The organism is Agrococcus sp. HG114, from assembly GCF_024723325.1.
Classification (GTDB): domain Bacteria; phylum Actinomycetota; class Actinomycetes; order Actinomycetales; family Microbacteriaceae; genus Agrococcus.
The window spans coordinates 1-10,849 of the sequence record NZ_JANQCH010000076.1 but is presented as its reverse complement, the minus strand read 5'-3'; the positions used below and the strand labels follow the sequence as shown (position 1 = coordinate 10,849).

Sequence of the window (10,849 nt, the reverse complement as noted above, 5' to 3'; positions counted from 1 at the left end):
CCCGCGAGCACGACGCCGTCGCCGAGCTCGGCCGCGAGCGCGAGCGTCTTCGGCCGCTGCGCGCCGACAAGCAGCGGCGGCGGCGACTGCGGCGGCCAGCGCAGCTGCACGCGGTCGAGCTGCACGTAGCGGCCGTCGGCGCTCACCTCGTCGCCCGCGAGCAGCAGCCGGATCGCCTCCGCGTGCTCGCGCAGCAGCGTGAGCGGCGACTCCGCCCGCACGCCGGCCTGGCCCATCCACTCGAGGACGCCGTGCCCGATGCCGGGGAGGAGCCGGCCGGGAGCCATGCGCTCGAGCGTCGCGATCTCCATCGCCGTCAGTGCGGCGGCGCGCAGCGGCACGGGCATGAGCCCGATGCCGACCCGCAGCCGCTCGGTGGCGGTGAGCAACGCGGCGGCAGGCGCCGGGCCGGGTTCGGCGAAGCAGTCCTCCCAGAGCCACACCTCCTCGACGCCTGCCGACTCGGCGGCGCGCGCGACGGGCACGAAGCGCTCGGGCGCCTGGTCGGGCGGGATGATGAGGCTGAGCTGCGGCATCGCATCCATGGGCACACGGTAGGCCGTCGCGCCGACAGGCGCGCGCGGGAGGCGGGAGCCACGGGGCGACGCGGGGCCCCGCTCGGTAGGCTGGAGCCATGACCGACGCCGCCGTCACGACTCCCGACGCCACCGTGCCCGAGTCGCACCTCGTCTTCCGCCGCAAGCGCGACCTGAGCGTGCGCGGCCCGCAGGGCGCCGTCGCGCTCGTCACGACCGCGTGGATCTCGGAGCCCACCGAGGTCGAGGGCGTGCCCGGCACCTGGGCGCCGTCGCCCGCGGGCGACGGCCTGCAGGTGACGGCGGATGCGTCGGACGAGATCGTCGTCGACGGCGAGACGGTCGACGGGGCCGCGATGGTCTACAGCCACGACTCGATGACGCCGAGCTCGGTGCGCTTCGACGACCGCCGCACGGCGTTCGTCATCGGCCCCAACCACCACGGCGCGTTCGCGCTGCGCGTGTGGGACGCCGAGGCGGCAGACGAGCGCTGCTTCGACGGCATCAGCACGTACGACTACGACCCCGCCTGGGTGAAGCACGGCACGTTCGAGCCCGTCGAGGGCGGCGTCGCGTTCGAGTACGGTAAGTCGCAGGGCGGCTCGATGCGGCAGGGCGTCTCGCCCGGCACCATCCGCTTCGAGCACGACGGGCGCACGGTCGAGCTCGTGGCGCTGCCCGACGGCGACAGCCTGCAGATCGTCTTCGCCGATGCGACGACTGGCGAGGCGACCTACGACGTGGGCCGGTTCCTCTTCGTCAAGCCCCGCCACGACGGCACCGTCGAGCTCGACTTCAACCGCGCGATCGTGCCGCCGTGCGCGATGAGCGACCAGTTCAACTGCCCGCTGCCGCCAGCGGGCAACCGCCTGCCGTTCGCGATCGAGGCGGGGGAGCAGCGGCCCGTCTTCCGGGCCGAATGACACGCTTGGAGTTCGCAGCCGCGGTGTGACACACTCGACGCATCGCCTCCGGGCTCGTTCGACCGATGGGGAAGTCGCATCGAACGAGGGAGAGACGATGACTGCTGCGAACATGCTCAGGCGACGTCCCGCGACCACCGCGGGGGTCGTCTGGATCCACGCGTCCCCGCGCGCCATGCGCACGCACCTCGAGTGGGCGATCGGCCAGGCCGTCGGCGATGCGCTGCGCTTCGTGTGGCAGCCGCAGCCCGCCGATCCCGGCGCGGAGCGCACCGAGGTGCACTGGCGCGGACCGGTCGGCACGGGCGCCGCGATCGCGAGCGCCCTCGCGGGCTGGCGCGACGTGCGCTTCGAGGTGTCCGAGGACGCCGCGCCCGGCTCCGACGGCATGCGCTGGATGCACACGCCGCAGCTCGGCATCACCGCCCGCCGCGTCGATGCCGCGGGCTCCCTGCTCGTGCCGGAGGACCGCATCCGCAGCGCCATCGAGGCGGCGGGCCCCGACGCCCGCGCCCTGCTCGCGGAGCTCGACGACGCCCTCGGCGGCGCGTGGGACCGCGAGCTCGAGGTCTACCGGCACGCCTCCGACGGCTCGCCGGTCACGTGGCTGCACCGCGTCGGCTGATGCCCTGACGCTCCGAAGCTCCCGAGAGCCCCGCTGCGTACAGCGGGGCTCTCGGTGCGTCTGGGCGGGACTCAGACCGAGCGGATCGCGACGACCGCGTTGTGGCCGCCGAAGCCGAACGAGTTCGACACGGCGAGCTGCGGCTCGTCGCCGAGCGGGATGGGCGACGCCGAGATGCGCAGCGGCGCGTCGGGGTCCTGCTCGGTGACGTTGATCGTCGGCGGCGCCTGGCGCTCCTGCACCGCGAGCGCGGCGAAGATCGCCTCGAGCGCGCCGGTGCCGCCGAGCAGGTGCCCGTGGGCGGCCTTCGTCGCGGAGACGGGGATCTCGCGCACCCGCTCGCCGAAGACGCGCTCGAGCGCGCGCACCTCGGCGACGTCGCCGACGGGCGTCGACGTGGCGTGCGCGTTGATGTGGGTGACCTCGTCGGGCGTCGCGCCCGCCGCCTCGAGCGCCATGAGCAGCGCGCGGCTCGCGCCGACGCCCTCGGGCTCGGGCGCGGTGATGTGGTGCGAGTCGGCGGTCACGCCGCCGCCCGCGAGCTCGGCGTAGATGCGGGCGCCGCGCGCGAGCGCGTGCTCCTCGGTCTCGAGCACGAGCACGGCCGCGCCCTCGCCCATGACGAACCCGTCGCGGGTGACGTCGTAGGGGCGGGATGCGGTGGCCGGGTCGTCGTTGCGGCGCGAGAGCGCCTGCATGGACGAGAACGCTGCGAGCGTGAGCGGGTGGATGGCCGACTCGCTGCCGCCGGCGAGCACGACGTCGGCGAGGCCCGCCTGCAGGTGCTCGTACGCGTTCACGAGCGCCTCCGTGCTCGAGGCGCACGCGGCGGCGACCGTGCGGGCGTACGCGCGCGCCTCGAAGTGCATCGAGATCGCGGCGGACGGCGCGTTCGGCATGAGCATCGGCACCGTCATGGGCAGCACGCGCCGGGGGCCGCGCTCGCGCAGCGTGTCCCATGCGTCGAGCAGCGTCCAGAGGCCGCCGATGCCGGTCGAGAAGTCGACGCCGAGGCGCTCGGAGGGGATGTCGGGGGAGCCGGCGTCGGCGAAGGCCTCCTGCGCCGCGACGAGCGCGAGCTGGCTCGAGGGGTCGAGGCGCTTCGCCACGGGCCGCTCGAGCACCGTGTCGGGGCGCACCTTGGCCTCGGCGGCGAAGGTCACGGGCAGCTCGTGCTGCTGCACCCAGTCGTGCTCGAGCGAGCGCGCGCCGGACTCGCCGGCGAGCAGCGCCTCCCAGCTCTCGCGAGCGGTGCCGCCGATCGGCGTCGAGGCACCGATGCCGGTGATGACGATCTTCTTCGTCATGGCTCTCCTCACAGATCGCGCGTGCGGCCGGTGCCTCCGGCCGCACGCGCAGTCGTCACAGGGCTCAGGCGGCCTGGGCGTTCGTGATGTAGTCGACGGCGTCCTGGACCGTCTTGAGGTTCTTGACCTCGTCGTCGGGGATCTTCACGTCGAACTTCTCCTCGGCGTTCACGACGATCGTCATCATCGAGATCGAGTCGATGTCGAGGTCGTCGGTGAACGACTTCTCGAGCTGCACGTTCTCGGTCGCGATGCCGGTCTCGTCGTTCACGAGGTCTGCGAGTCCTGCGAGGACCTCGTCCTTGGTGAATGCCATGAGGGTGTCTCCTTCTGTCTGGTGGACGGGTTGAAGTCTAGGGGAGGACGACGACCTGGGCGCCGTACACGAGACCGGCGCCGAAGCCGATCTGCAGCGCGAGGCCGCCCGAGAGCTCGGGGTGCTCCTCGAGGATGCGGTGCATCGCGAGCGGGATCGAGGCGGCCGAGGTGTTGCCGGTCGTCGCGATGTCGCGCGCGATGACGACCGACTCGGGCAGCTTCAGCTGCTTCGCGAACTCGTCGATGATGCGCATGTTCGCCTGGTGCGGGATGAACGCGGCGAGGTCGCCGGGCTCGATGCCCGCGGCGTCGAGCGCTTCGCGCGCCTTCTTCGCCATCTCCCACACCGCCCAGCGGAACACCTTCTGGCCGTCCTGGCGCAGCGTCGGCCACGGCTCGCCGTCGCGCATCGAGCCGAGCGTGTTCGTCATGCGGATGGTGTCCCACTGGCCGCCGTCGGAGCCCCACACCGAGGGGCTGATGCCGGGCTCGTCGGAGGGCCCGATGACGACCGCGCCGGCGCCGTCGCCGAGCAGGAAGCTGATCGAGCGGTCGGTCGGGTCGACGATCTCCGAGAGCTTCTCGACGCCGACGACGAGCACGTGCTCGGCCATGCCGCTGCGCACGAGCGCGTCGGCCTGCGCGACGCCGTAGGCGTAGCCGGCGCACGCGGCGGAGATGTCGAACGCGGGCGCGGGGGTCGCGCCGATGCGCTCGGTGAGCAGCGCCGCCATCGACGGCGTCTGCACGGTGTTGCTGATGGTCGAGACGATCACGGCGTCGATCTCGGCGCCCTCGAGCCCGGCGCGCTCGATCGCCTCCTTCGCGGCGGTCTCGGCGAGGTCGACGGCCTCGATGCCTGCGGAGGCGCGCACGCGGCTGATGATGCCCGTGCGCTGCCGGATCCACTCGTCGGAGGAGTCGATGGGGCCGACGAGGTCGTCGTTGGGCACGTCGAGGTCGCCGCGCGCGGCGCCGACGGAGAGGATGCGCGAGCCGGCGCGGGTCGTGAGGCTCGCGAGCGCGGGCTTGCCGGTCGTGGTGGTCATGCTGCTGCTCCGCTCTGCAGCAGCGCCGCCGCCGCGTCGAGGTCTTCTGGCGAGCCGATGCCGACGGCCGGCACGCCGCGCAGGCCGCGCTTCGCGAGCCCGACGAGGGCGCCGGCCGGCGCGAGCTCGACGATGCCGGTCACGCCGGCCTCCTGGAACGCGGCCATGCACAGGTCCCAGCGCACCGGGCTCGAGAGCTGGCCGACGATGAGGTCGAGGAAGTCGGCGCCGCTCGAGACCGGGCTGCCGTCGCGGTTCGTCCACAGCGTCGTGGTCGGGTCGGCGGTCGGCGTCGCGGCGGCCTTCGCGCGGAAGCGCTCGACCGCGGGCTGCATGTACGAGGTGTGGAACGCGCCGGCCGTCTGGAGCGGGATGACGCGCGCGCGCTCCGGGGGCGCCTCGCCCAGGGCGGCGAGCGCGTCGAGCGGGCCGGCGACGACGATCTGGCCGCCGCCGTTGTAGTTCGCCGGCTGGAGGCCGAGCTCGGACAGGCGCGCCTCGAGGGCGCTCTCGTCGGCGCCGATCACCGCGGCCATGCCCGTCGGGGTCACGGCAGCCGCATCCGCCATCGCTCGCGAGCGCTCGCCCACGAGGGCCATCGCGTCCTCGGCCTCGAGCACGCCCGCGGCGACGGCGGCGGTGATCTCGCCGACCGAGTGGCCCGCGACGCCGGCTGCGAGGCGCGCGCTGTCCCCGAGCGCGTCGAGCGCGAGGATGCCGGCCGCGACGATGAGCGGCTGCGCGACCCGGGTGTCGCGGATGGTGTCCGCGTCGCTCACGGTGCCGTGCTCGATGAGGTCGATGCCGGCGGCCTCGCCGAGCGCGGCGAGCCGAGCCTCCGCTCCGGGCCGCTCGAGCCACGGGGTGAGGAAGCCGGGCTTCTGGGACCCCTGACCGGGGGCGACGATGACGATCACGCTGCTCATCCTTGCACCGGGCCCTTGCCCGGGGCGGCATGACGGGCGGGCTGGGCGGGCCGCTGGGCGCGCTCGCGCGAGGAGTCGTGGATCGCGCCGAGGATGATCGCGGTGTGCAGCGCGAGCGCCTCGCGGGCCCCCGTCGCGTCCCAGCCGATGATCTCGCTGATGCGCTTGAGGCGGTAGCGCACGGTGTTCGGGTGCACGAACAGCTCGCGCGCGGTCGCCTCGAGCGAGCGGCCCGTGTCGAGGTAGCACGCGAGGGTCGCGAGCAGGTCGGAGGAGTGGTCGCGCAGCGGCTGGTAGACGGTGCGCACGAGCTGCTGCCGGGCGAGCGGGTCGCCCGCGAGCGCCCGTTCGGGCAGCAGGTCGTCGGCCCGCACCGGGCGGGGCGTGCGCCGCCACGCGTCGGCGACAGCGAAGCCGGCGAGGGCCGCCTTCGCGCTGCGCGCGGCGTCGATGATGCCCGGCACCGCGGGGCCGAGCACGAGGTGGCCCTCGCCGAAGCCCTCGGCGAGCTGCGCGGCGATGCCGAGGAACTCGATCGGCTCCTCGCTCGGCTCCTCGTCGGTCGCGGCCGCCCGGCCGATCACGACGACCAGCCGGTTGCCCTGCACCCCGACGAGCACGTCGCATCCGGCATGCCTCGCCTTGCGGCGCACGATGTCGACGTCGAGCTGGCGCGGTGCGACGCCGACGAGCACGGCGCACTCGCCGCGGCCGTGCCACCCGAGCGCGGCCGAGCGGCTCGGCAGCTCGTCGTCGTGCTCGCCCGTGAGGATCGAGTCGACCACGAGCGCCTCCAGCCGCGCGTCCCACAGCCCGCGGGACTCGGCGGCGCGCGCGTACACGTCGGCGGCCGCGAACGCGATCTCGCGCGAGTAGCGCAGGATCGGCTCGCGCATCACCGGGTCGGCGTCGCCGATGCGCTCCTCGAACACCGACACGACCGTGCGGATGAGCTGCAGCGTCTGCTGCAGGCTCACGCTCCGCAGCAGCTCGCGCGGCGCCGCGGCGAAGACGTCCGCGGCGATCCACGGCTGCGCCTCGGGATCCTCGTGCCACGCGATGAACGACGTGATGCCCGACTGCGCGACGAGCCCCACCGCGCTCCGCCGCGACGGCGGCATCGTGCGGTACCAGGGGAGCCGATCGTCGAGCGCGCGCATCACCTGGCTCGCGAGGTCGCCCGAGGTCCGGCGCAGCCACGCGAGCTGCTGCGCCTTCAGCTCGGCGTCAGCGGTCAGCGGAGGCCGCCTAGGCGTCGCCGCCGACGGTGCCGGAGACACCCGCGTTCACGTCGTGCAGGTCGTACTTCGAGATCGCCTGCTGCACCATGCCGAGCGGCACCTTGCCCTGCTTCGCGAGCGCGTCGAGCGCCCGCACGACGACCGAGTGGCTGTCGATCTTGAAGAAGCGGCGGGCGGCGGCGCGCGTGTCGGCGAAGCCGAAGCCGTCGGCCCCGAGCGTCGCGTAGTCGCCCGGCACCCACTGGCGGATCTGGTCCTGCACCGCGTGCATGTAGTCGCTCGTCGCGATGAACGGGCCCTCGGCCTCGGAGAGCCGCTGCGTGACGTACGGCACCTTCGCGGGCTCCTGCGGGTGGAGGAGGTTGTGCTCCTCGACCTCGAGCGCGTCGCGGCGCAGCTCGCTCCACGAGGTGACCGACCAGATGTCGGCCGAGATGCCCCAGTCCTTGCCGAGCAGCTCCTGCGCGTGGTGGAGCCACGGGAGGGCGACGCCCGAGCCGAGCAGCTGCACCTTGATCGGGTGGTGGTCGCTCGTCGAGACGCGATGGATGCCGCGGCGGATGCCCTCGACGTCGACGCCCTCGGGCTCGGCCGGCTGCACCATCGGCTCGTTGTAGACGGTCATGTAGACGATGACGTCCTCGGGGGTCTCCCCGTACATCCGCTCGAGGCCCATCTGCGTGATGTGCGCGATCTCGTAGCCGTAGGCGGGGTCGTACGCGAGCACCGCGGGGTTCGTCGAGGCGAGCAGCGGCGAGTGGCCGTCGGCGTGCTGCGTGCCCTCGCCCGCGAGCGTCGTGCGGCCCGCGGTCGCGCCGATGAGGAAGCCGCGCGCCATCTGGTCGGCGGCCGCCCAGATCGAGTCGCCCGTGCGCTGGAAGCCGAACATCGAGTAGAAGACGTAGATCGGGACGAGCGGCTCGCCGTGCGTCGCGTACGACGTGCCGGCCGCGGTGAACGCCGCCATCGCGCCGGCCTCGTTGATGCCGACGTGCACGATCTGCCCGTCGGGCGCCTCGCGGTACTTCAGCAGCAGGTCGCGGTCGACCGACGTGTAGTTCTGGCCCTGCGGGTTGTAGATCTTCGCCGTCGGGAAGAACGCGTCGATGCCGAACGTGCGGGCCTCGTCGGGGATGATCGGCACGAAGCGCGAGCCCCAGCCCTTGTCGCGCAGCAGGTCCTTCATGAGCCGCACGAACGCCATCGTCGTGGCGACCTCCTGCTTGCCGGAGCCCTTCTTCGGCATCTCGTAGGTCTTCGCCTCGGGCAGCGGGATGATCGTGTGCTTCGAGCGGCGCTCGGGCGTGAAGCCGCCGAGCTCGCGCCGGCGCTCGAGCATGTACTGGATCTCGGGGGAGTCGACCCCGGGGTTCCAGTACGGCGGGTGGTACGGGTCGCTCTCGAGCTGCTTGTCCGAGATGTCGATCTGCATCGCGTCGCGGAACGTCTTGAGGTCGTCGAGCGTGAGCTTCTTCATCTGGTGGGTCGCGTTGCGGCCCTCGAAGCTCTTGCCGAGGCCGTAGCCCTTGACGGTCTTCGCGATGATGACGGTCGGCTGGCCCTTGTGCTCGGTGGCCGCCTTGTAGGCCGCGAACACCTTGCGGTAGTCGTGGCCGCCGCGCTTGAGCGCCCAGATCTCGTCGTCGGTGAGGTGCTTGACCATCTCGAGCGTGCGCGGGTCGCGGCCGAAGAACTGCTCGCGCACGAACAGCCCCGACTCCGCCTTGTAGGTCTGGTAGTCGCCGTCGGGCGTGCGGTTCATGAGGTCGCGGAGCGCGCCCTCGTGGTCCTGCTCGAGCAGCGCATCCCACTCGCGGCCCCAGATGACCTTGATGACGTTCCAGCCCGCGCCGCGGAAGAACGACTCGAGCTCCTGGATGATCTTGCCGTTGCCGCGCACCGGGCCGTCGAGGCGCTGGAGGTTCGCGTTGATGACGAAGTTGAGGTTGTCGAGCCCGTCGTTCGCGGCGAGCTGGAGCGCGCCGCGCGACTCGACCTCGTCCATCTCGCCGTCGCCGAGGAACGCCCACACCTGCGAGTCGAGCTCGCTCTTGAGGCCGCGGTTGACGAGGTAGCGGTTGGCCTGCGCCTGGTAGATCGCGTTGATGGGGCCGAGGCCCATCGACACGGTCGGGAACTGCCAGAACTCGGGCATCATCCGCGGGTGCGGGTAGGAGGGGATGCCGTTGGGCGCCTTCGACTTCTCCTGGCGGAAGGCGTCCATCTGCGCCTCGCTCAGGCGCCCCTCGAGGAACGCGCGCGCGTACATGCCGGGCGACGCGTGGCCCTGGTAGAAGATCTGGTCGCCGCCGCCGGGAGCGTCCTGACCGCGGAAGAAGTGGTTGAGGCCGACCTCGTAGAGCGACGCGGACGAGGCGTAGGTCGAGATGTGGCCGCCGACGCCGATGCCGGGCGCCTGCGCGCGGTGCACCATGATCGCCGCGTTCCAGCGGATCCAGCGGCGGTACGTGCGCTCGATCGCCTCGTCACCGGGGAACTCCGGCTCGTTCTCGGGCGCGATGGTGTTCAGGTAGTCGGTCGTCGGCACCATCGGCACGCCCAGGTGCAGCTCCTTCGAGCGCTTGAGCAGGCTGAGCATGATCTCGCGGCCCCGCTGGTGCCCGTGCGTCTCGACGAGCTGCGTGAGCGACTCCTGCCACTCGGCGGTCTCGCTCGGGTCGGGGTCGTTCACGTGGCCCGAGTAGGGGTCCTGGTCGTTCAGCACCGAAGCTCCTGACGTCGATTCCTGCGGCACGCCCTGGGTGCTGGGGCCGCCCGACCACTCTAGCCATCGCGGGGTGCCCGCCGAGTCGGCGCAGGCGGCTCCTCTGGCACGATGAGGGGCGGATGCGCGGCACGACCCGGGGAGGACGCATGGCACTGCAGATCGGCGACGAGGCACCCGACTTCACGCTCGTCGACCACACGGGGGAGGCGGTGACGCTCTCGGAGCTGCGCGGCCGCCCCGTGGTGCTCGTCTTCTACCCGGCGGCCTTCACCGGCCGATGCACGGGGGAGCTGTGCTCGATCCGCGACGAGCTCGCCGACTTCGAGTCGGTCGACGCCGAGGTGCTCGCGATCTCGGTCGACACCGCGGCGTCGCTCCGTGTCTACGCCGAGCAGGAGGGCTTCGCGTTCCGGCTGCTGAGCGACTTCTGGCCGCACGGCGCCGTCGCGCAGGCGTACGACGCGTTCCTGCCCGAGCGCGGGGTCGCGACGCGCGCGACGTACGTGATCGACCGCGACGGCCGCATCGCCGACCACTTCCGCGTCGCGACCTCCGAGTCGCGGGACCTGGGCGCCTACCGGCAGGCGCTCGCGAAGGTCGCCTGAGGCGTCGTGGGCGGTGCCGGGCTCGAACCGGCGACCCCTTCGGTGTAAGCGAAGTGCGCTACCAGCTGCGCCAACCGCCCGCGACCATCATCGCATCGCCGGGGGCGGCATCCGTCTCGGCACCGCTTCCCTAGGATGGGGGCCATGACGAGCGTGGCGGAGGTGCAGCGGGCCGTCGAGGCGCTCTGGCCCGCCGCGACGGCCGAGGAGTGGGACGCCGTCGGGCTCGTCGCCGGCGACCCGGCCGACGAGGTGACGCGGATCCTGCTCGCGGTCGACGCCGTCGAGGCGACCGCCGCCGAGGCGGTCGAGCGGGGCGCCGGGCTGCTGCTCGTGCACCACCCGCTGCTGCTGCGGGGCGTCTCGAGCGTCGCGGCGACGACCCCCGCGGGCCGCGTGATCACGCGGCTCGTGCGCGAGCGCGTCGCGCTCCTCGCCGCCCACACGAACGCCGACGTCGTCGACCGCGGCACGAGCGGCGAGCTCGCCTCGATGCTCGGCCTCGCCGGCGCCGAGCCGATCGTCGTCAACCGCGTGGACGGCGCGAAGGGCCTCGGCCGCGTGGGCACGCTGCCGGCCGCGGTGCCGCTC

At 72.9% G+C, this 10,849-nt stretch carries 11 protein-coding genes and 1 tRNA gene; 4 read left to right on the top strand and 8 right to left on the bottom strand.

Translation table 11 applies throughout. The annotated features are described in order from the left end of the window. A partial coding sequence (locus NWP09_RS08615) for an LLM class flavin-dependent oxidoreductase (protein WP_258275110.1) occupies window positions 1-545 on the bottom strand: 545 nt, incomplete at its 3' end. Between the two features lie 89 nt (window positions 546-634). Between NWP09_RS08615 and NWP09_RS08610 the strand changes: the two genes are divergently transcribed. Beyond that, window positions 635-1,459 carry a DUF1684 domain-containing protein gene (locus tag NWP09_RS08610; RefSeq protein ID WP_258275109.1) on the top strand — a complete coding sequence of 275 codons (825 nt, stop codon included), beginning with the start codon at window positions 635-637 and terminating at the stop codon, window positions 1,457-1,459. Window positions 1,460-1,556: 97 nt separating this feature from the next. After that, window positions 1,557-2,084 carry a DUF3145 domain-containing protein gene (locus tag NWP09_RS08605; RefSeq protein WP_258275108.1) on the top strand — a complete coding sequence of 176 codons (528 nt, stop codon included), beginning with the start codon at window positions 1,557-1,559 and terminating at the stop codon, window positions 2,082-2,084. Between the two features lie 71 nt (window positions 2,085-2,155). On the opposite strand, the gene NWP09_RS08600 is transcribed toward NWP09_RS08605, so the two are convergent. From NWP09_RS08600 to aceE, 6 genes are all read right to left on the bottom strand, one after another. Next, window positions 2,156-3,391: a beta-ketoacyl synthase gene (locus NWP09_RS08600; RefSeq protein WP_258275107.1), complete on the bottom strand. Its 1,236-nt coding sequence runs from the start codon at window positions 3,389-3,391 to the stop codon at window positions 2,156-2,158. Between the two features lie 64 nt (window positions 3,392-3,455). After that, window positions 3,456-3,707 carry an acyl carrier protein gene (locus tag NWP09_RS08595; RefSeq protein ID WP_258275106.1) on the bottom strand — a complete coding sequence of 84 codons (252 nt, stop codon included), beginning with the start codon at window positions 3,705-3,707 and terminating at the stop codon, window positions 3,456-3,458. Between the two features lie 37 nt (window positions 3,708-3,744). Then, on the bottom strand, window positions 3,745-4,758 hold the full coding sequence (locus tag NWP09_RS08590) for a beta-ketoacyl-ACP synthase III (protein WP_258275105.1): 1,014 nt from the start codon (window positions 4,756-4,758) through the stop codon (window positions 3,745-3,747). Next, complete coding sequence (locus tag NWP09_RS08585; RefSeq protein WP_258275104.1) at window positions 4,755-5,675, bottom strand: ACP S-malonyltransferase; 921 nt, start codon at window positions 5,673-5,675, stop codon at window positions 4,755-4,757. The genes NWP09_RS08590 and NWP09_RS08585 overlap by 4 nt, the downstream gene beginning before the upstream one ends. Window positions 5,676-5,680: 5 nt before the next feature. After that, entirely contained in the window at window positions 5,681-6,922 is a 1,242-nt protein-coding gene (locus NWP09_RS08580; protein ID WP_258275111.1) for a CdaR family transcriptional regulator, read from the bottom strand. Between the two features lie 10 nt (window positions 6,923-6,932). Next, a complete protein-coding gene (aceE, locus tag NWP09_RS08575) occupies window positions 6,933-9,650 on the bottom strand; it encodes a pyruvate dehydrogenase (acetyl-transferring), homodimeric type (protein WP_258275103.1) in 2,718 nt (905 codons plus the stop codon). Window positions 9,651-9,799: 149 nt separating this feature from the next. Between aceE and NWP09_RS08570 the strand changes: the two genes are divergently transcribed. Continuing rightward, complete coding sequence (locus NWP09_RS08570; RefSeq protein WP_258275102.1) at window positions 9,800-10,258, top strand: peroxiredoxin; 459 nt, start codon at window positions 9,800-9,802, stop codon at window positions 10,256-10,258. A gap of 7 nt (window positions 10,259-10,265) precedes the next feature. Here NWP09_RS08570 and NWP09_RS08565 read toward each other — a convergent pair. Next, window positions 10,266-10,338 (bottom strand) — tRNA-Val (locus tag NWP09_RS08565). A 64-nt stretch (window positions 10,339-10,402) separates the two neighbouring features. Between NWP09_RS08565 and NWP09_RS08560 the strand changes: the two genes are divergently transcribed. Continuing rightward, on the top strand, window positions 10,403-10,849 hold a 447-nt coding region (locus tag NWP09_RS08560; protein ID WP_258275101.1), incomplete at its 3' end, for a Nif3-like dinuclear metal center hexameric protein.